Source organism: Nitrosomonas limosa, from assembly GCF_054188085.1.
On the sequence record NZ_CM135180.1, the window covers coordinates 795,583 to 815,930 of the forward strand.

At 50.6% G+C, this 20,348-nt stretch carries 24 protein-coding genes; 7 read left to right on the forward strand and 17 right to left on the reverse strand.

The window, feature by feature from the left end; translation table 11 throughout:
• The first annotated feature begins 48 nt into the window (after nt 1–48).
• Nucleotides 49–567 (forward strand): peptide-methionine (R)-S-oxide reductase MsrB, encoded by a 519-nt coding sequence (gene msrB, locus ACV7NC_RS03565; RefSeq protein WP_458154082.1) that lies wholly within the window; start codon nt 49–51, stop codon nt 565–567.
• Here msrB and ACV7NC_RS03570 read toward each other — a convergent pair whose 3' ends face one another.
• From ACV7NC_RS03570 to ACV7NC_RS03585, 4 genes are all read right to left on the reverse strand, one after another.
• Complete coding sequence (locus tag ACV7NC_RS03570) at nt 568–1,536, reverse strand: class I SAM-dependent methyltransferase (RefSeq protein ID WP_458154083.1); 969 nt, start codon at nt 1,534–1,536, stop codon at nt 568–570.
• A 401-nt stretch (nt 1,537–1,937) separates the two neighbouring features.
• Entirely contained in the window at nt 1,938–3,212 is a 1,275-nt protein-coding gene (locus ACV7NC_RS03575) for a M10 family metallopeptidase C-terminal domain-containing protein (RefSeq protein ID WP_458154084.1), read from the reverse strand.
• Between the two features lie 198 nt (nt 3,213–3,410).
• Nucleotides 3,411–3,830 carry a hemerythrin domain-containing protein gene (locus tag ACV7NC_RS03580; protein ID WP_458154085.1) on the reverse strand — a complete coding sequence of 140 codons (420 nt, stop codon included), beginning with the start codon at nt 3,828–3,830 and terminating at the stop codon, nt 3,411–3,413.
• Between the two features lie 11 nt (nt 3,831–3,841).
• Complete coding sequence (locus tag ACV7NC_RS03585) at nt 3,842–4,150, reverse strand: hypothetical protein (protein WP_458154086.1); 309 nt, start codon at nt 4,148–4,150, stop codon at nt 3,842–3,844.
• Between the two features lie 243 nt (nt 4,151–4,393).
• On the opposite strand from ACV7NC_RS03585, the gene ACV7NC_RS03590 reads away from it, so the two are divergent.
• Nucleotides 4,394–5,062 (forward strand): FxDxF family PEP-CTERM protein, encoded by a 669-nt coding sequence (locus tag ACV7NC_RS03590; protein ID WP_458154087.1) that lies wholly within the window; start codon nt 4,394–4,396, stop codon nt 5,060–5,062.
• A gap of 65 nt (nt 5,063–5,127) precedes the next feature.
• Here the strand turns inward: ACV7NC_RS03590 and ACV7NC_RS03595 are convergent, their stop codons facing one another.
• From ACV7NC_RS03595 to ACV7NC_RS03610, 4 genes are all read right to left on the reverse strand, one after another.
• A complete protein-coding gene (locus ACV7NC_RS03595) occupies nt 5,128–6,285 on the reverse strand; it encodes an alpha/beta fold hydrolase (RefSeq protein WP_458154088.1) in 1,158 nt (385 codons plus the stop codon).
• Between the two features lie 97 nt (nt 6,286–6,382).
• Nucleotides 6,383–6,829, reverse strand: coding sequence for an SRPBCC family protein (locus ACV7NC_RS03600; RefSeq protein WP_458154089.1), 447 nt, complete (start codon nt 6,827–6,829; stop codon nt 6,383–6,385).
• A gap of 39 nt (nt 6,830–6,868) precedes the next feature.
• On the reverse strand, nt 6,869–7,192 hold the full coding sequence (locus tag ACV7NC_RS03605; RefSeq protein WP_458154090.1) for a type II toxin-antitoxin system PemK/MazF family toxin: 324 nt from the start codon (nt 7,190–7,192) through the stop codon (nt 6,869–6,871).
• On the reverse strand, nt 7,192–7,446 hold the full coding sequence (locus ACV7NC_RS03610; protein ID WP_458154091.1) for an AbrB/MazE/SpoVT family DNA-binding domain-containing protein: 255 nt from the start codon (nt 7,444–7,446) through the stop codon (nt 7,192–7,194). The genes ACV7NC_RS03605 and ACV7NC_RS03610 overlap by 1 nt, the downstream gene beginning before the upstream one ends.
• A 173-nt stretch (nt 7,447–7,619) precedes the next feature.
• Between ACV7NC_RS03610 and ACV7NC_RS03615 the strand changes: the two genes are divergently transcribed.
• Together ACV7NC_RS03615 and ACV7NC_RS03620 are read left to right on the forward strand one after the other, a co-directional pair.
• Complete coding sequence (locus tag ACV7NC_RS03615; RefSeq protein ID WP_458154092.1) at nt 7,620–7,886, forward strand: AbrB/MazE/SpoVT family DNA-binding domain-containing protein; 267 nt, start codon at nt 7,620–7,622, stop codon at nt 7,884–7,886.
• Nucleotides 7,883–8,263 (forward strand): type II toxin-antitoxin system VapC family toxin, encoded by a 381-nt coding sequence (locus tag ACV7NC_RS03620; protein WP_458154093.1) that lies wholly within the window; start codon nt 7,883–7,885, stop codon nt 8,261–8,263. The genes ACV7NC_RS03615 and ACV7NC_RS03620 overlap by 4 nt, the downstream gene beginning before the upstream one ends.
• Before the next feature lie 79 nt (nt 8,264–8,342).
• Here ACV7NC_RS03620 and ACV7NC_RS03625 read toward each other — a convergent pair whose 3' ends face one another.
• From ACV7NC_RS03625 to ACV7NC_RS03660, 8 genes are all read right to left on the reverse strand, one after another.
• Nucleotides 8,343–8,741 carry a GFA family protein gene (locus ACV7NC_RS03625; protein WP_458154094.1) on the reverse strand — a complete coding sequence of 133 codons (399 nt, stop codon included), beginning with the start codon at nt 8,739–8,741 and terminating at the stop codon, nt 8,343–8,345.
• A 584-nt stretch (nt 8,742–9,325) separates the two neighbouring features.
• Nucleotides 9,326–9,670, reverse strand: a complete 345-nt coding sequence (locus tag ACV7NC_RS03630) for a hypothetical protein (protein ID WP_458154095.1) — start codon at nt 9,668–9,670, stop codon at nt 9,326–9,328.
• Nucleotides 9,671–9,821: 151 nt separating this feature from the next.
• Nucleotides 9,822–10,076 carry an acyl carrier protein gene (locus tag ACV7NC_RS03635; protein ID WP_458154096.1) on the reverse strand — a complete coding sequence of 85 codons (255 nt, stop codon included), beginning with the start codon at nt 10,074–10,076 and terminating at the stop codon, nt 9,822–9,824.
• Between the two features lie 22 nt (nt 10,077–10,098).
• Nucleotides 10,099–11,316: a beta-ketoacyl-ACP synthase II gene (fabF, locus tag ACV7NC_RS03640; RefSeq protein ID WP_458154097.1), complete on the reverse strand. Its 1,218-nt coding sequence runs from the start codon at nt 11,314–11,316 to the stop codon at nt 10,099–10,101.
• A gap of 218 nt (nt 11,317–11,534) precedes the next feature.
• Nucleotides 11,535–11,813, reverse strand: a complete 279-nt coding sequence (locus ACV7NC_RS03645) for a hypothetical protein (protein WP_458154099.1) — start codon at nt 11,811–11,813, stop codon at nt 11,535–11,537.
• A gap of 57 nt (nt 11,814–11,870) precedes the next feature.
• Nucleotides 11,871–12,707, reverse strand: a complete 837-nt coding sequence (dapF, locus tag ACV7NC_RS03650; RefSeq protein WP_458154100.1) for a diaminopimelate epimerase — start codon at nt 12,705–12,707, stop codon at nt 11,871–11,873.
• A gap of 55 nt (nt 12,708–12,762) precedes the next feature.
• Nucleotides 12,763–13,209, reverse strand: a complete 447-nt coding sequence (locus ACV7NC_RS03655) for a GNAT family N-acetyltransferase (protein WP_458154102.1) — start codon at nt 13,207–13,209, stop codon at nt 12,763–12,765.
• A 16-nt stretch (nt 13,210–13,225) separates the two neighbouring features.
• Complete coding sequence (locus ACV7NC_RS03660; protein WP_458154103.1) at nt 13,226–14,314, reverse strand: D-alanine--D-alanine ligase family protein; 1,089 nt, start codon at nt 14,312–14,314, stop codon at nt 13,226–13,228.
• Between the two features lie 362 nt (nt 14,315–14,676).
• Between ACV7NC_RS03660 and ACV7NC_RS03665 the strand changes: the two genes are divergently transcribed.
• Complete coding sequence (locus tag ACV7NC_RS03665; protein ID WP_458154104.1) at nt 14,677–15,579, forward strand: hypothetical protein; 903 nt, start codon at nt 14,677–14,679, stop codon at nt 15,577–15,579.
• A gap of 71 nt (nt 15,580–15,650) precedes the next feature.
• On the opposite strand, the gene ACV7NC_RS03670 is transcribed toward ACV7NC_RS03665, so the two are convergent.
• Nucleotides 15,651–16,427 carry a hypothetical protein gene (locus tag ACV7NC_RS03670; RefSeq protein WP_458154105.1) on the reverse strand — a complete coding sequence of 259 codons (777 nt, stop codon included), beginning with the start codon at nt 16,425–16,427 and terminating at the stop codon, nt 15,651–15,653.
• 601 nt (nt 16,428–17,028) lie between these two features.
• Between ACV7NC_RS03670 and ACV7NC_RS03675 the strand changes: the two genes are divergently transcribed.
• Both ACV7NC_RS03675 and ACV7NC_RS03680 read left to right on the forward strand, forming a co-directional pair.
• A complete protein-coding gene (locus tag ACV7NC_RS03675) occupies nt 17,029–19,149 on the forward strand; it encodes a TonB-dependent receptor family protein (protein WP_458154106.1) in 2,121 nt (706 codons plus the stop codon).
• A 76-nt stretch (nt 19,150–19,225) separates the two neighbouring features.
• The gene (locus ACV7NC_RS03680) at nt 19,226–20,347 is read left to right on the forward strand and encodes a PQQ-dependent sugar dehydrogenase (RefSeq protein ID WP_458154107.1); all 1,122 of its coding nucleotides are present in this window, start codon (nt 19,226–19,228) and stop codon (nt 20,345–20,347) included.
• Nucleotide 20,348 lies beyond the last annotated feature (1 nt).

A 20,348-nucleotide genomic window follows, 5' to 3' on the forward strand; every position in this document is an offset into this window, starting at 1 on the left:
CTTGATTGAGCCGCTAACGGCCATCCCCGGAAATTTGGAGAAGATTTTATGAAACGACGCACCGTGTTACAAACGCTTGCCATCGCAGCAACATTACCGCTGATTCCGGCTTGTTTTCGCGACAATGTGGTCGGCGAAGCCGCCAGTCCGATTACGCCGCTTAACAAGCCCCATGAAGAATGGCGCAAATTGCTCTCACCCAGAGCGTATGAAATCCTGTTTGAAGAAGCCACCGAACGCCCGGAATCCAGCAATCTGGTGTATGAGGACCGGGAAGGCACGTTCATTTGCGCCGCTTGTTATCTGCCGTTATTCGATAGTGCGCATAAATATGAAAGCTGGACCGGCTGGCCCAGTTTTACCCAGCCGATTCCCGGCCATATCGCCACCAAGCTTGATTTCAAATTGATCAAACCGCGCACGGAATACCACTGCGCGCGCTGCGGCGGCCATCAAGGCCATGTGTTCAAAGATGGCCCGCCACCCCGCGGCGAACGCTGGTGCAACAACGGTTATGCGCTCAATTTTGTACCCAAAGACGAGCCGTTGCCTGCGCTCAGAAGCTGATCATGAGAGTGAACGCAGCCAAAAAGCATCGCCATGCCGTTCGACTTCGGCAAATTCCTCCCCTTCCCAGATCGATGCAACTTTAGCGGCCAATACCGGCCGTCTGCTTGCAGCCCATGCTGGCAGAATAATTTCCATACCGGCATGGCCGCCGAGAAGGAACATGGCGAGCAGGTATTGTTCGTTGTAATACCGCCCTGCCCATTCCGGTGGATAATCATCCGGCAGAAAAATGTCATGAAAGCCGATCACCACATCCGGCGGCAATGCCGGGAGCAATTCCAGCATCGCAACCGTCACATCGCTATTCTGGAACGCGCGATGAGAACAGTCGATAAAGCACACATCGCCGGAACAGATACGGGCCTGCAGCAATGCGCAAATATCTTCCAGCGGCGCACGCAACACTTCGTCACAAAGCCGGTCAATTTCCGCCCGCGGCGACGGATCGATCGAAACAATACGAGTCGGCAAATTACCATCCACAATCGCCCGCTTTACAAAGCGGGTCGAATTGCCGGATCCGACTTCCCAATAAACCGCCGGGCGGCGTTCCCGCACCAGCGCATACAAAGCGGCGCCGTCCAATCCCGGCAACCAGCCGTTGATCCAGCGCGGGGTATCGTGATCTTCCGGCGCACGGGCGGGAATGTTACGTAAATCCTCGCGATAACTCGCAATCGTTTCGAGGGTCGCGATGATGGATTTGTCGTTGCGCCAAATGATTCTTTCCAAGGCATCATGCGCCGGCAATCCCCAGGCATTTCCCCATCGCGCCCGCGGGTGGACCGGATAATCCAGCGATATCACCGTATCAGGCAGGGGTGGCGGCGCGGGTTGCGAAGCGGCGGTTGGAATTAAGCCGGCTTGAAGCCGCGCGGCAATGCGATGCGCCAGCGCATCCAGCAACCGCCGGACCAGTTTGACAAGCGGTGCTTTGAACCAATTCAGTAAGTTATCGGAAGCCATAAACAGCGATAAGAGACCAGTTGAAAATGATGCACTGAAAAAGCCAATACAGTGGTAATTGATACATGTATTTGCTTGGAAATAAACGTGCAGCAGCAAGCGGTCTGAATGTACTGAATGTGCCATTCGATGTCAAACCGGCCAATGCAATAATCAGCGATCCGGGAATTTATCAGCGTCGACTGACACGGTAATTTTATTACACCGGCAATTAATTGCCGATGCCTTTGGAAAACTCTGAGAACTTTTGCATTCGGCGAAATTGCATCAGCATCCGACTCAAAATGTTCACTGATGCTTTAATACCGCAACTACCGGGTAGTTGCGGTATCAGTTTTGATTCACGCCATGTTTTAACTACAAACCGGGAAACTCGATTTTATCCATTTCACGCTCATTCGTTATAAAGCGGTAAAGATCACGTCATTGACCGATAATGCGGTCGATTGCAGTAACACACCGGTAAATGTGATGCTGGCAATATCGTCGACAAAATGCACGACCACATCATTTCCGCTCGTTTCAATGCTGGTAATGAACGGTGCCAATTGACCAAAATTATTAAGACCCAGTTGTGTAGCGAAAGCCACCTTATCCACGCCGGGCACAAAATCCTGAAACTGATAATGACCGACGTTAGCCAGCCCAAAAATATCGAATCCATTGCCGCCCGACAAGACATCGTTACCCAATTGCCCGACCAGCGTATCGTTGCCATTGTTACCGGTTAAGGTGTTATCGCTGCTGTTGCCAATCAACTTATCGTCATTTAAGCCGCCAATGGCGTTTTCAATCGCCGAATTCAGGCCTATCGACAGATTATCCTGCGCCGGTTCATTGCCTGGTGTAACTCCAACAGAACTCAGCGTGCCAGGGGCCGCAACGTTCAGATTTAACGTAACGGGGACGGTAACGTTGGATGCATTGAGCGTATCGGTTCCGCCATCGTCATAGATGGTTTGAACGAAGTGGCCGCTCTGATTCGTCAATGTGTAAGTATCGTCGCCGGTATTCACTAGTTTTGCATTGTATAAATACGACAAAGCCGCATAATCATAGGGTCCCAGATTGATACGCTCCAACCCCTGGCTCTGCGTCGTGTACGACATGATGCTGTACAACTCGGAATCTTCCACACCCGTTAGATAAGGCCCTTCAGTCGTGCCCGGATCATCGGGCGACGAAGTCGCGTTGTAATTGCCGGGATGTTTTAATCCGAGAGTATGGCCGATTTCGTGAATCAAAGTCGAATAGGCATTGGTGCCTTTGGTCACATTCGCCGTTTGTGCGGCATCCGCTCCATTATTGATGTAGAGATCGCCAGCGGTATCACCGGTGGATTGATCCGGATAATATGCGTAACCGACCGATTCCGTTTGCAGATTATTTCCAAAGCGTAGCTGGCCATAAGTTGACGCGGTATCGGTAACTTCGGTAAAAACGAGATTAAAATGCGAAGCAAGCGTCGTTAAAATTTCGCGCACCGCAACTTTCTGATCATTGGTCATTACGCTGAAGTTATTGCCATCTACTGCAGGGTCAGCGTAGCTCGGCAAAGCCGACATAAAACTGTACGTCACCGTCACCGTCGATCCGCCCGGTGTGGTAGGATTCCAGCGAATATCGCTGCCGGCAAGCACTGCGTCAACGCGATAATCATTGGTAATATTCGGCATATCGTTCTCCTTCGGTAAAAATATCAAATTGCGATCCAATTTCGAGAGAATTTAATTTTAATGGAGGCTTATTCCGGTCATTTGAATGGATATCGCTGTTTAATAGGCTTAATTCAAAGCTTGGGAAGCAAAAAGAGCGGTCGCTGGCGCAAAAATCTTTGTAAAACCTACTGCGATACAGGGTCAACGGCTGTCGACTCAACATTGTTCGGGCGGCTCGATACTCTCAGTTGATGCGTCAAGAATCGGCTGCAGTTGCGGAAACAGCACGCGTTCCTCAAAGCGAACGTGCAGCGCCAGCAAATCACCCAATTGCTGCAACCGCGTCAGCGGTTCTCTCGTGCTGGACTCAGCGATCAAATCACGTATCAGGGCATGGTCGCTCAGAATCCGCTCAACGGTTTCCATTGCCAATTGATTTTTCATAGCCCCGAGCAATTGTTCCTCCTGTTCGAAATGACTCGCCATCACGAGCCGCCAATGTTCTTTGATTCTAGCCAGAACCTGTTCACATGCGGCTTGATCAGTGCTCTCAACCGCTTTGCGCGCGGCTCGCGCCAGCACCAGGGCGGTGTGGTGATCGCGCGAAAGTGATAATAAAACGCCAGTACGAGACATATTTAAACGGATTAATACAGTGCTTGAAGGCCGATTTTCACATAAGCGGGAAGGTTTTTCTGGCTTGCGATGCGAGCGAGAAAATCCGGATCGTCAACCACCGTCAGCGGATCGAGTTTCAAAGGTTGCACGATTGCCGAAAGCGGCGCGGCGGCCCGCCAGGGATGATGGGGACTTCTTCGAATCCCGCAGGACTCACAGCCGAATTTCGGCACGGTAATCGTAATATTCCGCCGCTTGGCGGTCAGATCCTTCCCAATCCGGCGCACCCAATTAGCGGATTCTCGCATCCAATCGAAATGAGCACCACAAAAAATCATTACCTTGTTGATGAATTCACAAGAAACCAGTACATTTGTCCTACCTTAATAAGGATCATCTTACTACAGAATTAATTCTTGCCAGCAGTTAAGATACAGAGTCCTTGCTAAACATATCAATCAGATAGACATGGGAGCGAGTACCGCGCAACGATACAACTCGTCTATGCAGTCAATCAATCTGTATTTTCTTAAGTTTGGCAAGCGAAGGTTTTTTATTCACACATTCAGAAGGTGAACATTATGAATCGTTTATTACCACTTGCATTGGGATCTTTGATCACCGCTTTCGCATCCACTTCCGCTTTTGCTGTCCCCGTATCATGGACGGATTGGACTTCTTCCACCGACTCATTTTCTGCAAGCGGCAGCTTATCGGTCGGATCGGAGACGGTCAGCGTTGGATATTCCGCCACCGGCGCGCACGCATTTGTTACCACCGGCCCTGGAACCAACTATTGGACAGGAACCGCTTATACCAACGGTACCGTTGATAACGCACCGCCGGCATCTGACATTATCGCACTGAGCCAAGGCGGTACCGTCACCATTACTTTTTCGCAAACCGTGATCGATCCCTATATCGCTCTTGCGAGCTGGAACGGCAACACCGTGGATTTTGGCGTGCCAATCGAGATCGACAGTTTCGGTCCGGGATATTGGGGTAACGGCACACCGACCCTGAATCCGGGTGGCACTGGCTTCTTCGGTTCCGGTGAAGTCCACGGCATTATCAGACTGCCCGGTTCGTTCGATTCCGTCACGTTTACCCACACCAGTGAAAACTGGCACGGTTTCACCGTCGGCGTTGCCGGTATCGCACCGGTTCCGGAACCTGAAACCTACGCGATGTTGCTGGCAGGACTGGGTTTACTCGGCTTTGCAGCGCGCCGCAGACAACAAGCTGCTTAATATCCGGTTTTCATTCCCGGCAAATCCCGCTCACGCAGCGGGATTTGTTTTTGTAATTACGAAAATTACGGTTGCACGTGCGATTGACGCTGAATCCATTGCGTTATCGAATCCAGCAATTCCGTACGCAGCGGTTCTTTCAGAAATACCTGCTGGTGGTAAACCAAACCCGGCAGTTTCCAAACCTTGTTAGCAGGGTTGTGCTTCAACGTTGCTTCTGCAAAGTCTTCGTTCCCCCAGGCCGGGGTGATCGGATCCAATTCCGCATAAATCAGGTAGTACGGGATCGAGAAATCCGCCATTTGGCGGCGGAAATTCACGACTTCCTGCTCAATCCCTTTGACGTAACGCAGCAGACTGCGACGCACAATCCAATGATCGGCGCGCAAACGGGCTTTTTCTAGGTCGCTGTCGGTCAGATAATCTGTTACCCAGACCGGTGAAACCGGTGTAAAGATGTTGCGCAATCCCGGCAAGGAAAACACTTCGAACATCCCATCCAGGACCGGCACCGTCACCAGCGAAAACACTTGATTGAACAGCAATAAAGGCAGCGGCTCATGCTGCGGCTGCAGAAAATGCGTTTCGGCGTGAAACGATAGCTTGATCAGCGGATTGGCCACCCAGCCGCGCCAGCCTGGCGGTTCGCTCACGGCAAACGCGGGTGCTAAAAAGACCACGCCTTGCAGCCGCTGGCGTAAACCCGATTCGTCGAAATGCTTCAGCAAATACGATGCCGCCACCAAACCGCCCAAACTGTGCGCCACGATGAATACCGGACGCTGCGAACCACCTTGTGCATCGCATTGCGTCATGAAGGCATTGAACGCCCGGCCAAACGTCTGCCGCAACGGTTCCAGATCGTACAAAGCCGATTGCGCCAGATACGCCCCGCCAACATCGACTCGCTCAACTCCCTCCGCCAGCGCCTGATCCGCACGGCGCAACTCCGGATTGGAAAGGCCATGCGCATAATGATCGAAGCCCGCGACGAAGAAATGCCGGGAAAAATAGCGCGCCACTTCACCATAGCGCCCGATATGCTCGTTCATGCCGTGCACCAGCAGGATGCAGGCGGTTGATTGATCCGGTTGTTCCGGTAACAGCGTACGCAAAATCAGCGGCGCTTCACCGTCCTGACCGACCGCGGTTTCTTCACCCCAACGCGGATAGGGAGCGGTAACAAACGGATGATGAGCACATCCGGAAAGCGTTACCAGCATGAGAGAAAATGCAAATAAAGCTGTTAAATGAGATTTGTAAAGCATAACCACGATGCAATTACCCCGCCCAAACATGCGGAATTAATACAGTGCCAGATTAGTCCGGAATTTCGGCTTCGACAAGCAGGGCAAGCAAACCAAGCGATTCCTGCCAACCAAGATAGCAGGCTTCGGCGGGAATCACCGCCGGTATGCCTTCCTGCACGATGTTCAGCTCGGTGCCGCAGGAAACCTGTTTCAGCGATATCGTCACCTGCATTTCTCCCGGCAAATTGGGATCATCGAACTTATCGGTATAGCGGATGCGCTCATGCGGCAGCAATTCCAGGTACTCACCGCCGAATGCATGGCTATGCCCGGTGCTGAAGTTTGTGAAAGACATTTTAAAACTGCCGCCGACTCTTGCATCGCTATGATGAACCTTCGCGGTAAAACCGTTCGGCGGCAACCATTTAACCAACGCATCGGCATCCAGAAAAGCACGGTAAATTCTTTCAGGCGGCGCGCGCAGCACGCGATGAAGACGGACGGTATGGGTCGACATGATTATTTTCCCCTCTCTGGCAGATTATTCAACAAGCTGTTAATACGCAAACAACACCTGCAATCGTCGGCACAACTCCATTTGCGCCGCCTCGTCAATGACGCCAAGTTTGCTAACCAAGCGCGATTTATCGACAGCACGGATTTGATCGAGCAAAATCAACCCCTGTTTCTCCTTAAAAGTACAAGTAACCCGGCACGGAAATTCAAAACCGCGGCTTGTCATCGGCGCCATCAACACGGTGGATAACGCAGAAAGCTCATCCGGAGAAATAACAACACACGGTCTTGTTTTATTGATTTCCGCGCCTTGCGTCGGGTCGAGTTGCACCAGCCAAACCTGGAACCTCGAAACTTTCGGCATCACCAGTCCCAATCGTCATCGGTAGACAGCGGTGCATTCAACCACTCCTGATCCAGCGGCTCCGCGCCGTGAGTCTTCAATGTAGCTTCGATGGATTCCCGCCAACCTTCACGCGCCGGTTTCATAGGTGAAATCAACAAACCGCCCTCGACGACTTGCAATTGCAAATCCTTGCCTTTCAAGTCGGCTTGTTCAATGAGCGGCTTGGGAATACGAATGCCTTGGGAGTTACCTATTTTAATGAGATGGGTCATGAGCAATACGCATGAGTTATGATAGCGGGACCACTATAATGTAATTACTTTGAGCACACAAGCAATCCTGTGGAATTCCTTTTTTCCATTGGCTTACAACTGGTCGCAGCATATGCGGCACAAACAATCAGAAATGGCATTATTATTTTTGACGTGCCATAATACTAAACATTATGCCAAAGTTAATGACACAAACCGAAGTACAACTCGATCCTCAAGGGCGATTGGTTATTCCTGCGCCGCTCAGACGCTCACTGGGATTTGAATCCGGCGACAGTTTGATCGCACGCATGGAAGATGGCCGCTTGATTTTGGAAAAAGCCGGAACGGTCAAGCAAAGACTCAAAAATCGCTTTGCGCATTTACCGTCAACCACCAGTCTGGCCGAGGAATTGATTGCCGATCGCCGGGAAGAAGCAAAACGGGAAGCCGGCGAATGACAGCCGTTCTGGATGCTTCCGCCTTGCTGGCTTTTCTGCAAAACGAACCGGGTTGCGATCAGGTTGAAGCAGTTTTGCCGGAAGCCGTCATTTCCAGCGTCAATTGGGCCGAAGTGATGCAAAAATCAATCGCGGCGGCTGTCGACGTCAACGGCATGCGCGGAGATCTGGAAGCGCTGGGGTTGCGCATTGTGCCATTCAGCACCGAGGAAGCGGAGATTTCCGCGCAACTCTGGCAACAAACCCGTCCAATCGGTTTATCGCTGGGAGACCGCGCTTGCCTGAGCACGGGCATCCGGATGGATGCGATGGTACTGACTGCCGATCAAATCTGGGTTACGTTGAATTTTCCAGTGACGGTGCGTTGCATTCGTTAAGGAAGCGCGCAACGATGCAATTCGCTCGTGTAGTCAATTAATCAGCGATTCCCTAAGCGGGTTGCGCGAAAACCTCGATCTACGACGGATATCGCTTGAACTCGGGAAGCTCGTGAACATGCTGCATCCAGTGGAGCCGCTCAGCTACCTGGACTTGCACTGTGGGCGGGAGCGCACCGGGATCATCCAGCGTAGCCGTTTGCACATCCACCAGTCCGGGAAGAATTGCGGCATTGCGGTAGAACAAGCCGCTCCCGCAGTCGGCGCAGAAACTGCGCATCGCGGTACCCGATGAGTTGATAGTTTTCGGCTGCCCTTTTGTCACTGTCAGAGCCGATTCGGGAAACATTGCCCAAGCCACCATCGGAGCGCCTGCGCTCCGCCGGCAATCGCTGCAATGACATAAAGCGACAACCTTCGGTTCACCCGCCAGTTGATAGCGGATCGCACCGCATAAGCATTGTCCAGAGTAATTCATAGTAAAACCTCCTAAGCTTGACAGGATGGATACACGAAAAGTGATCCGTCAAATCAAAACCAGCATTCAATCTCATCGTCACTTGCACTCGAAGGAATCATTCTGACGGGTGATTGGGACGAAACGCTTTCAGCTTCCGCATTACGTGGATTTAACCTGATCTACTACAACCCCAAAATATTTATCGGTTTTGATAATCGTTATATGGGCGCATAGTGTCGGTGTTGAGCCCTCTTGCCCTATCGCGGTCTAACGCTTTTCCACCATCAGGACCAATTGATTGACCGCCACCCGGGCCAATGGATTGGCCACCCCCCTGCCCAATTGACAAGCCACCTCCAGGCCCAATTGATAGACCTCCACCGGGACCAATTGACTGACCACCCCCAGGTCCAATTGAATCGCACCCGCCTGGCCCTATAGAATTTGGAACACAATCGCGCCAGGCTTGAGCATTAACGGCACTACAAAACATCAAAAGGGCAACGCATACAATTTTTTTCATGTCCTTCTCCTTAAAAAATACACGACCAAAGCGACAGCTTCAGCGGCGGACACAACTCGAGGAGCGGAGCAAAGCCAAGTTAGTGCGATGGTTTTACTTCAGACTCATCTTTTAACGAACCAACCTCTCCGATGCAACATCTTTCAATTCTGATAATCTCTCGAAGACATGGGGAAAATATTTCGGATATTTCTTCAAAACAAGTGTTCGCCGGTTTGTCTCCGACAATTTTCACAAGTTCTTTTATCTCGTTCAACGAGACTTGGAAAATATAGTTATGTGTAGAGCCTGAAGTGAAATCCTTGATTCCTGTTTGCCGAATTTCCACCATTTTTTCCCTTTCGTTCCATGAAAACCTAGGTTTATCAATTTCAATTGATTTTGCTCCATGATCTGAGCCCGAACCCCTTCTCGTAATTTTCATAAACTTCGTTCTCCAAGTTAGGTATATATAACGTGCCGTAGAATTGATCGATTGCACTGCCATCATCTCAGATCTACTTAGATCCACTAATCAATTTGAATCCAATATTATCTGCCCGAACAGTCAGTTCGCCATAAACGCTTGGAATTCCCTAAGCCTTCCCTTCCGGCGGGTGCGCACTAATATAAGTAATAATATCCCCGACGCTACGCAGGGTTTTGACTTCCTCGCCGTCGAAAGTAACACCAAAGGTATCCTCGGCGTCGAACAGCAGTTGAATGGTGTCCATCGAGTCGAGTCCGAGTTCGTCGAATTTGGAGGCGATGGTGATCGTCGAGGCATCGACATTGTCGACTTTCGACGCGATGAATTCGATCACTTTTGCTTCGAGTTCTGCTGTATCCATGGTTAGGGCACCTATTGTGAGTTTAACGGGTTGTATAAATGAGGCTGGCGTTGTTGCCGCCGAAGCCGAAGGCATTGCACAGCACGGTGCGCACGTTCTTTTGCACGGCGGTGTTGGGCGTATAGTCGAGATCGCATTCGGGATCGGCTTCGAGCAGGTTGATGGTCGGATGGATGGTGCCGGTTTGCAAGGTCATAATCGCGGCGATGCTGCCGATCGCGGCGGAAGCGCCGATACTGTGGCCGATCATCGATTTGGTGGCGCTGATCGGAATCTCTTTGGCGCGTTCGCCGAATAACTGCTTGATCGCCTTGGTTTCGACGACATCGCCGATCGGCGTCGAAGTGGCGTGAGCGTTGATGTAATCGATCTTGTCCGGGGTCAATCCGGCATCGTCGAGCGCGGCTTGCATTGCCGCGACTTGCCCGTCCATATCCGGCGCAACGATGTGCGTCGCGTCGCAGGCGCAGCCGTAACCGGCCAATTCCGCATAAATTTTGGCACCGCGTTGCTGCGCGGCTTCTTCGCACTCCAGAATCAAAATCCCCGCACCCTCGCCCATCACAAAACCATCGCGGCCTTTGGCGAACGGCCGTGAGGCATGCGCCGGATCGTTATTGAAACCGGTGGACAATGCAAACAACGCTTCGAAACCGGACATCGTCAGCGGCAATACACAGGCTTCCGCGCCGCCGGTCACTACGGCATCGGCTCTGCCGCTGCGCAGCAGATCAAGCGCCATGCCGATGGCGTTCGCGCCGGATGAGCAAGCGGTGCTGCAGGTTAAATTGCTGCCCTTCAAACCGTATTGCGTGGCAATCCAGGCACCTGCCGAGTTAGCCATGATGCGCGGCACAGAAAATGGCGGAATCGATTTACTTTGCAGTTTGCGCGCTGCGGAGTATTCAAAGGTTGAAAATCCACCCATGCCGGACCCCAGGCATACCGCCAGCCGCCGCGGTTCATAACTTTCAAGACTGCCGGCATCCGTTATCGCTTGATTGGCGGCATGCAGCGCCAATTGCGTGAAACGGTCGGTTTGTTCGATTTGCTTGGCGGTTAAAAACGTTGCGGGATCGAAACCGGCAATCTCACCGGCGATCCGGGAGCACTGCTTGGCAGCATCAAAACTTTGAATACCGGCAATGCCGTTGACACCGGTTACTGCATTTTCCCAGAATTTTTCAACACCGGTACCGATCGGTGAAACAATCCCCATTCCAGTTACTACGATACGCATAAGAAATCAGACAGAGAATATTAAGGCAGGAGCTTTTGAAAACAAGTCATAACACTGTTCTTTGGAATATACTGAAAGCGGAAAGTGCTGTCAAACCAACAGCCCGAGCGCGGGATGCCCGGATCATTGCAAAACACCAGTTGATCAAGCCATTACGTCTTCGAGGGAAATGATTTTTGCATGACTTGCCACGATACCCTCGTAGCTTTTATAACCGGTTATCCGGATTTTTCACGGCTCTCGGTTTTCTTTTTCCAGGCGATCGTTCCGTAGGTACCGGCATAGGCACCAAGAAACGCAGCAGCGATGTAGATTTTGTTCTCGACATAATTGGTGACGGTAAAAGCAGTCACCAGAATAATCATCGCCGACCAGAATGCCGCCGCGTGCGCTCTTCTCTCCTCCACGTCAATGAAGTAAAGCGTCCAGCACACATCCGCGAGCGCCATCGCGGCCATGATTAAAAAGAAAGTTACCCACGAGAACTCATAATCCATATTAGGCCTAATAACAACAATCGGAACATAAAAACCAAGCAGATGGCAGTGTCAAAATTATAATCCTTGCCACGCATAATTGTGCGTCCAGAAATCAAACGGCATAACCGGTTTCGCGTACGTGGCGGCGGCAAAACCGGTCACTTTCCCTTGATAGCGAGTGGGACCGCAAATCGCCAATCCGCCTTTATCTTCGCGGACCCGCAAGCTGCCGCCGAGCGAATGGGTGTGAATCGGCAACGCCGTTCCAAACACTCTGGAAGCCACATAAGCACTGGCGGCGCTGCCGGTTCCGCAACTTAGCGTCAGATCTTCAACGCCCACTTCAAACGTACGCACAGCGATGCCATCATCCACGCGCCAGATGCAGTTAACATTGACACCTTCCGGGTGACCGAGATACTCGCACAATGATTGATCTTCACGCAAGGCTTTACCAAGCGATCTGGCCGATTCCAAATCTAATTCGGAACCGATCACGACGACATGGGGCACACCGGTATAGGCATAGTGGATATGGTTGTCGATTTGCCGGTAATCTCTTACTTGACCCAGATTCACCTCAACCAACTCCTGCTCCACCACGACTTCTTTCGCGCCATCGCCGGTTATGATCGTAAATACATCGCTGGTAACATAACGATCACGGAAATAACGTGTAGCGCAGCGTAAGCCATTGCCGCACATGGTCTCTTCCGTGCCATCGCGGTCAAAGATTTTCATCGTCAGCGCGCCCTGCATGCGGTCAACATACAGAATACCGTCGGTTTCTTGCTGCGTTGCCAATGCCGATGAAATCTGAGCACGATCAAAGCCTTCGAGTGGCGTTTGCATCTCATCGATGACTAAAAAAGAATTGCCGCATCCATCCATCTTTGTCGCTTTGATTCTCATATCGGTATCCTCAAATTTGTATCGAAAGTAGAAAAATTAGTCATTAAGTATTGGATCAGGGATTGAATCCCATCCGTTTGGTCAAGTGAGCTTGCGCCACGCCCGAGATAAATTCGTCTTGTACGATGCCGGTCAAGACAAAACCGTTTTTAAGATAAAAACGCAAACTGTCATTGGCATCGGCATCGGTAATCACGTTCAGAATCCTGCCGCCTTGCCTCTGAATTTCAGTAAAGATCGCGTCCACCAGCAAAGTGCCGTAGCCTTTGTTGCGATAATCTTTGTCGATCGCGATTACCATCAGTTGATACGTATTGACCGTTCTTTTGGCAATCACATAGCCGACTGGCTTGTCATTTTCTATCGCACAAAATCCAAAATATTTACCGTTTCCGATACCATCCAGCTCTTCCCGGATATCCGGCTGATACATTGCGCCAATATCCTGCATGGCAATCTTTTCAAGCTCCGGGCATATATCTTTAGTAATTGCAGTAATCATATTTCTAATCGACTCATTAATTTCCAAGTAAGTTATAAACACGATCCTGGTGCGTCATCACACCTTTTTTTGCAGCTTTTGCAAAAGCAGCCGCCGACAATTCTTCCAAAACTTCAGTTTTCCCATCGAATCGGCCGGGGAAGCGTTTCCTGAGCCGTTGAATCGCAGCATCGACAATTAAGGCGATCATGTCATTGTGCGGAATGCCGGCATGACGGCACATATTGGTCAAATCCGCTTCGGTAGGATGCAAGCCTGGAATGACGTTGGCCTCGAGAAAATACAATTCGCCATCGCGTTCGCGGAAATCCATGCGGTTGTAGTCACGCACTTCCAGCGATTCATGCGCGGTAATGGCGAGTTTTGCAAAGTGGATTGCCTTGTCACTCCATGCAAGTCGGGTAACGTAAGGATTTTCTATATTTTTCACATGGGGGTCCCGAATCTGCGGTTGTCCGGGAATTTTTGCAAAATCAAACTCCAAAATCGGTAAAACATTATTGCCAATGATGCCGATGGTATATTCAAGCCCCGGCAGAAACTCTTCTACCAATGCCGGTTGGTTGAACTGCTGGTAAATGGCATCCAGCGCTTCGTTGAGCTCCGTCACGCTATGGACCTTACTATTCTGGTTGATACCAATGCTGGTGCCTTCGCTGTAAGGTTTCACCATCAGTGGAAACGACAAGTTTCGCAACCGGTCGCCAGGCATCATCAACTGAAATTTCGCCGTGAGCACGCCATCGTAAGCAACAATCCGCTTCGCAACTGCTTTATCCATCTTGTTGATGAAGGTTTTCGGGCTACTGCCGGAATACGGAATGTGCAGATGTTCGCAAAAAAATGGCACGATAGCTTCGCGCAATTCCTGTTCGTCCAATCCTTCGGTGTTGTTGAACACCAGATCAATCGTATCTCTCCTTCTCTCAAGCTGATGATAAATGTCAGGCCCGACATCAATCAGCTCGACATTCGCCCCGGCTCGCTCCAGTGCGGCAGTAATTGCGGCAATGGTTGAAGGGCTTTCAAATTCGCCATACCGCGGATCTTCCATGTCCGGCCTTCTGACATTGCAGGTATAAGCGATATTGAGCTTATTCATCATTAAACTGCGATAACATCCAGCAGTGTCATGCTTTTAGAAGTCATAAGCTTGCATTGTTGATCGTTTGATAAATCGAAGCCCTTGCAGTCAATCATTTCTTGGAATCCTGTAAAAGGTTGCCTAATAACGATGACTCCGTGGAATGGTTTACAAAGACAAGCTAATGGTTTGAACCGGCGTGATTATTTCGTTATCGACTATCCGTCGTTAGAAATTTTTCGCACAAAGATCTGTTCTCAGTTCAATTGAATTCAGGCTGTGATAAAAGTCACAGCGGTTTAAAGCCGGATTGGCAGTAAAATATCGCTACAGGAAAAAATCGCTGCGACTCAAACTTCCGCCAATATCCGAATGGAGAATTCATGATGTTTTACCGATCGCAATTTATCGTTGCCATTCTCGCAGTCGCCATGACTATTGGATGCAGTACCGATAGCAGTCTCAAAGTGAACACACCAGGAACGGGAAATAATCAATCAACCGATACTGGATCAACGAAAAATGGTGAATCTATGAAATTCTCTCCCAATCCTCCCGAAGGCTGGCTGTGGTCACACGATATCAACCCGAAGTACGTCAGCGACGCTGATGTTCCGGAAATGCACCTGACTCGAATCTCTGCTTACGGTGAAAACGATCTTCGACGCTTCGCCGCTATCATCTATCGCGTTGCAAATACGGAAAGTATTACGCTACCGGAACTGACCGCTGCCGGGATTGAACCTGGAATCGCCGCCAGCGGCGCTCGCCCGGTTTCTATAACCGTCGGCAGTGTTAACGGCGAGACTCGCTTCTCGCTGGTGCTGCACAAAGGTCCCGGGCCGCAATCAAAGGTGTGGATCGATCTTGATGAAACAACTTTGAAACAACTATCAACCGATTCAAATCGCATTGCCGACTTCGCTACCTATGCGATTAACGGTGTCCGTAAATACGCGGCAATTGTCGAAGAACGCCCCGGACCTTCGACGGTGTTTACCCACTTAACCGCCAAGGAACTGGATGCGCAGTTGCGTAAGCATAAAGCTACTCCGGTTCGCATCCGTGGCTATTATGAAGGAGAGACGCGATACTTCTCGGCAGTCGCAGAGCGGCTGAATGTCGGTGAGTGGAATTGGTACGACGAAATTAACGCCGATAAGGTTGCCAAAAAACTTGATTCTCATCATGGCTACCCCTTTGATCTGGATGCTTATCGCCAACCAGGCACCGAGTATGGCGTGTATTACACGGTCGTCATGTACCGCGACCGGGATGATTATTAGAGACCTTTGCACGGTTTCGCGAATTTTTAACGCAATTACCGTGCCGCGTAGTAACCGTGCAAAGGTCTCTATTAATATTTAAAAACTTTCGATCCATTCAGCATTAATCCGCTGGGTTGCGGGCAAATAAATTCCCGCCCCAGAATTGTTTTGTATGCGAATGTCGCCCGCCGTTTCCAGAACAACAAAGGTGTTCGTTCGTAATCGGATTCCGGTTCATGATCCGCAACAGTGAATCCATTCAAAACCTCGCGGTAATAGTTTGCCCTTCGCGCAAATTTCACATGAATGCCATCAACACCAAACCAGCAGGGTTGCTGTTCAATCAACGTAAATCGATAACGCGCAGCCATTTCCATTAATCCGGCATGGATCGCTTGCGCACGATCGATTGCTTCAATTCTCGATAACCGGCAACAAGGATAAAAAAAATTGCGAAAAAAAGTGTAACGCGATTCGGTTAAGCGTTCGATCGACGCCATCGGTAAGCCGGTCACGACGATCTGCGCCGAATGGCTCTGTAACTGCTTAATGCACCATTCCACCGCCAGCAAAACTTTCTCTGGCGGCAATTCATACATAATATCGTTACCAATATCAGTCAACAGCGCATATACCGGCTGTGTATCTGACGTATCCAGCTGCCGCCACAGTCCGCAATCCGCGATACCCGGCAAGCCGCGCAACAGCATTTCGCTGAAGCAACCGTACGCCCGGCCATGTCCGGTTGCCGCAAAAACTTCACTCGCTCCTCCAATCCGCTGCTGCATCGAATCGATGACCAAGCGCAACGATAATGTCAGATTACTGGCGCCGAGCAAGATAATCCGGTTCTTTTGCCTATTCATTTGTTCGTTAGAAATTATTCTTCCACTTGCATAACTGCGGCATAGGGCAAAATCAGGACAAAGAGACTACGGAATCAGGCATGATAGGCTATTGTATTGAAAAGGATAAATCATTAATTTACCACTTACCGGAAAAACAAATTTTTGTACTGGCAGTTTCAGTTCAAAAAATATTTTCTAACTAGTTGCAATATTATTTATCCAATAACAGGCTTGACCGTGGAAAAATTTGAAACCAATATCACGATTACACTTAATCTGCATCGCTTTAGCAACAATGTTTTTGTCAGCTTGCTCGACACTCCCTGAAGCACATCATGCTAATGCCGACGGGTCGATGTATCAATGCAAATTCGATAAAAATGGAAACCCTATCGCTTTTCGCATCAAAGAATCTGCAATACGTTAGAAACAAAAATAATAACAATAGTCAGTAGCTTAGATAACAAACGGCAAATCACTCCTAGTAATGCCGTTTGTTTTTTTCTTCGCTCGGTGAGCGACACCATCCGATAAAGACATGAGACACGGTTTCAGTTCCTCCAATCACAAATCATAATCCTGATTTCATGCGGTAAAGTGGAATGATACACTTGCTGCCATGTTGTCGATATCCATAGCCGAACCTCAAAATCCCAGTTGCAACACCCGGGTAAGCAACTCGTTTTTTTATCGAGTGCCGTTCATTGGTTTGATGTTATTCTCAGCACCCGCTTTCGCACAAGACCAAACCAACGGGATCGCTGCGATACTGAACCCGATCAACATCACCGCCACGCGCAGCGAGCGTTCGCCGGAGCAGATTCCGAACAGCATCACGCAAATCAAGCGCGATGCGCAACATGGTTATCAGCCCGGCGCAACGCTGGATGAATTTGCGCGTGGCACGCCGGGGGTATTTTTCCAGAATCAATTCAATTTCACCCAGGATTTGAAGATCTCGATTCGCGGCTTTGGCGCACGCTCGCCGTTTGGCGTGCGCGGTATGCAGTTGCGGGTCGACGGTATTCCGGCCACCTTGCCGGACGGACAAACGCAACTCGATTCGATCGATCCGTCGCTGATCGAGCGTATGGATATCGTTCGTGGTCCGTCGGCGGCGTTGTACGGCAATGCATCCGGAGGACTGATCGACATCACCACGCGAGAAGCTCCGAATGAGAAATTCATCATCATGCCGCGCCAAGTTTTTGGAGAATATGGTTATACGAAATCCGAGCTATTCATGGGTGGGCGGCAAGGCGGCTTCGGCTATAGTCTTTACGGCTCGCATCTTCAGCAGAATGGCTGGCGCGATCACAGCGCGATGCAGAATACTTTTTCGCAAGCCAAGCTCAACTTCCAGACCAGCGCAAACTCGGATTTGATGCTGGTATTCCGTGAGTTTTATTCACCGCTCTCGAAAGATCCCGGGGGGCTGACTTATGCGGAAATGCAGGCGAATCCACGGCAGGCATCGGCCCGCAACGTACAGTACAACGCCGGTGAGGAAATCCGTCAGGAAGAAATGGGCATGCGCTTCCGCCAGCGCCCCGCCGCCGGTAAGGAATTCACCCTGACCACGCATATGCTGCACCGCGATTTTCAAAGCCGCCAACCATTTTTCGACGGCGGGCAAGTGCAATTCGACCGCCTGGTCGGCGGTGTGATGGCGCAATTTGTGAATGATCATCAATTGCTCAACCGCCCCAACCGCTTTTTGATCGGCGTTGATTATGGCGTTCAGAACGACGACCGGCAGCGCTTTAATAACAATCTGGGCAAACGCGGTTCGTTAAATCTTAACCAGATCGAACGCGTGCATAGCATCGGGCCGTTTGTTCGCAACGAGTGGAACATCGCCGATAAACTGGATGTGGTGATAGGCGGACGCTGGGATTGGCTGCACTATCAAGTCAAAGACCAATTCAAAAACGACGGCAACGACACCGGCTCGCGCACGGTCTCGCAAGGCAGCGGCTCCGCCGGGCTGGTGTATCACGTTACCAGCCAGCAGCAACTGTACGCGCATACCGCAACCGTGTTCGAAGCACCGACCACCACCGAATTGCTCAACAATCCGGCCGGACGCGGCGGATTCAATCCTAATCTGAATCCACAAACCTCGCTCAGCAACGAACTCGGCTTTCGTGGTAACAGCGCCGGGTTTCAATACGATACCGCGGTTTTCTTCATAAAAACCTGGGATGAAATTACCCCGTTTGAGCTGCCGTCCTCGCCCGGCCGGGCATTTTTCCGTAATGCCGGCCAGTCACGCCGTATCGGTGTCGAAACGCGATTGGCGACACCGGAATGGAAAGGATTACGCGGCGAAGTCAGCTATACCTACTCCGATTTTGAATTTGAAAAATACACCGTCAACACCGCTGATCTGAAAGGCAACATTTTTCCGGGAATCCCCCGCCATCGTTGGGAAGGATTGCTGCGTTACTCGCATCCGCTCGGTTTTTTCGGGCAACTGCATGTGCACCGCGTCGGCCAGTTTTATGTCAACGATCACAATACCGCCGTCAACCCGGCGTATACCCTCGGGCAACTGCTGGCAGGATGGGAATTACGGCGCAACAACTTTGAAAGTTCGATTTTCTTCGGCGTCAATAATCTCTTCGATGCCGACTACAATGCCAACACTCGCATCAATGCCGCACTGGGCCGCTACTACGAACCCGGTCCGCCACTCAATCTGTTCGGCGGCATGCGGGTGCGGATTGTGGTGTTTTAAGCCCAGTATGTATTGAGACCGTCAAATAGGAATGATACAGTTGATTCCTCGAATATACTTCCAATCGATTATAACTATGCGGCTTCAATTAAATTTCATCGCTTTTTCTTTCATTGTCAGCAGTTTCTTTTCACCCGCCGCTCACGCTCAGCGCATTCAAACCGAGTTTGATGTCCGTTTGGTTGCCGAGGGTTTGCAATTCCCGTGGGGTATGGCGTTCATGCCGGATGGTCATGTGCTGGTCACTGAAAAAGTCGGACGCTTGCGGGTGATTTCGCCGGATGGACGAATCTCGGAGCCGGTCAAAGGCGTACCGGAAGTATTCGCGCACCAACAAGGCGGGTTACTGGATGTAGCACTGGATCCCGAATTTGCAAAAAACCGCATGATTTATCTGTCATATGCTGAACCGGAAGGCTTTAAAGCCAGCACCGCGGTCGCTCGTGCGGAATTGAAGGACGGTCGTCTGGAAAATATACAAGTAATCTTCAGACAATTACCTAAAACCGAAGGCGGCGTGCATTTCGGTTCACGTCTGGCATTTGCTCCCGACGGCAATTTGTTCATTACCTTGGGCGACCGCGGCAATTATCTGGAGGAAGCGCAACAAACCGATAACTATTTCGGCAAAATCATCCGCATCCGCCCGGATGGTTCGGTGCCTGCCGACAACCCATTTGCCAACAATCCCAAAGCAAAACCTGAGATCTGGTCATATGGTCACCGTAGCGTGCAAGGGGCTGCGATTAATCCCAGAACCGGCGAGTTATGGATCCACGAACACGGCCCTAAAGGCGGCGATGAAATCAACATTCCCCAGCCCGGTAAGAATTACGGCTGGCCGAAAGCCAGTTACGGCGTGCACTATGACTTAACACCGATCAAAGACGAACACGCCGAGCAAGGTTTTGAGGAGCCGATCCATCATTGGACACCGTCGATCGCGCCTTCCGGCATGGCGTTTTACAATGGCAACCTGTTTCCGGGATGGCGCGGCAGTTTATTTGCCGGTGCGCTGGTTGGCCGGCATATCACCCGGCTGACATTAGACGGCAATAAAATCCGTAACGAAGAAAAATTACTGATGAATACCGTACGCTTCCGCGATGTTGCGCAAGGCCCCGACGGTGCGTTGTATCTGCTGACCGACGAAGAAAACGGCAAACTGCTCAAACTGACTCCGAAGCAATCACAATGAC

Bases quoted from the DNA above. Each gene is read 5' to 3' on its own strand.
- ACV7NC_RS03625 (WP_458154094.1), bottom strand. From the start codon at position 8,741: ATGAATTACTCTGGACAATGCTTATGCGGTGCGATCCGCTATCAACTG.
- ACV7NC_RS03655 (WP_458154102.1), bottom strand. From the start codon at position 13,209: ATGATTACTGCAATTACTAAAGATATATGCCCGGAGCTTGAAAAGATT.
- ACV7NC_RS03670 (WP_458154105.1), bottom strand. From the start codon at position 16,427: ATGAATAGGCAAAAGAACCGGATTATCTTGCTCGGCGCCAGTAATCTG.
- msrB (WP_458154082.1), top strand. From the start codon at position 49: ATGAAACGACGCACCGTGTTACAAACGCTTGCCATCGCAGCAACATTA.
- ACV7NC_RS03630 (WP_458154095.1), bottom strand. From the start codon at position 9,670: ATGAAAATTACGAGAAGGGGTTCGGGCTCAGATCATGGAGCAAAATCA.
- ACV7NC_RS03645 (WP_458154099.1), bottom strand. From the start codon at position 11,813: ATGGATTATGAGTTCTCGTGGGTAACTTTCTTTTTAATCATGGCCGCG.
- ACV7NC_RS03680 (WP_458154107.1), top strand. From the start codon at position 19,226: ATGCGGCTTCAATTAAATTTCATCGCTTTTTCTTTCATTGTCAGCAGT.
- ACV7NC_RS03600 (WP_458154089.1), bottom strand. From the start codon at position 6,829: ATGTCGACCCATACCGTCCGTCTTCATCGCGTGCTGCGCGCGCCGCCT.
- fabF (WP_458154097.1), bottom strand. From the start codon at position 11,316: ATGCGTATCGTAGTAACTGGAATGGGGATTGTTTCACCGATCGGTACC.
- ACV7NC_RS03585 (WP_458154086.1), bottom strand. From the start codon at position 4,150: ATGATTTTTTGTGGTGCTCATTTCGATTGGATGCGAGAATCCGCTAAT.
- ACV7NC_RS03635 (WP_458154096.1), bottom strand. From the start codon at position 10,076: ATGGATACAGCAGAACTCGAAGCAAAAGTGATCGAATTCATCGCGTCG.
- ACV7NC_RS03610 (WP_458154091.1), bottom strand. From the start codon at position 7,446: ATGACCCATCTCATTAAAATAGGTAACTCCCAAGGCATTCGTATTCCC.
- ACV7NC_RS03620 (WP_458154093.1), top strand. From the start codon at position 7,883: ATGACAGCCGTTCTGGATGCTTCCGCCTTGCTGGCTTTTCTGCAAAAC.
- ACV7NC_RS03590 (WP_458154087.1), top strand. From the start codon at position 4,394: ATGAATCGTTTATTACCACTTGCATTGGGATCTTTGATCACCGCTTTC.
- ACV7NC_RS03660 (WP_458154103.1), bottom strand. From the start codon at position 14,314: ATGATGAATAAGCTCAATATCGCTTATACCTGCAATGTCAGAAGGCCG.
- ACV7NC_RS03580 (WP_458154085.1), bottom strand. From the start codon at position 3,830: ATGTCTCGTACTGGCGTTTTATTATCACTTTCGCGCGATCACCACACC.
- dapF (WP_458154100.1), bottom strand. From the start codon at position 12,707: ATGAGAATCAAAGCGACAAAGATGGATGGATGCGGCAATTCTTTTTTA.
- ACV7NC_RS03605 (WP_458154090.1), bottom strand. From the start codon at position 7,192: ATGCCGAAAGTTTCGAGGTTCCAGGTTTGGCTGGTGCAACTCGACCCG.
- ACV7NC_RS03570 (WP_458154083.1), bottom strand. From the start codon at position 1,536: ATGGCTTCCGATAACTTACTGAATTGGTTCAAAGCACCGCTTGTCAAA.
- ACV7NC_RS03675 (WP_458154106.1), top strand. From the start codon at position 17,029: ATGTTGTCGATATCCATAGCCGAACCTCAAAATCCCAGTTGCAACACC.
- ACV7NC_RS03595 (WP_458154088.1), bottom strand. From the start codon at position 6,285: ATGCTGGTAACGCTTTCCGGATGTGCTCATCATCCGTTTGTTACCGCT.
- ACV7NC_RS03665 (WP_458154104.1), top strand. From the start codon at position 14,677: ATGATGTTTTACCGATCGCAATTTATCGTTGCCATTCTCGCAGTCGCC.
- ACV7NC_RS03615 (WP_458154092.1), top strand. From the start codon at position 7,620: ATGCCAAAGTTAATGACACAAACCGAAGTACAACTCGATCCTCAAGGG.
- ACV7NC_RS03575 (WP_458154084.1), bottom strand. From the start codon at position 3,212: ATGCCGAATATTACCAATGATTATCGCGTTGACGCAGTGCTTGCCGGC.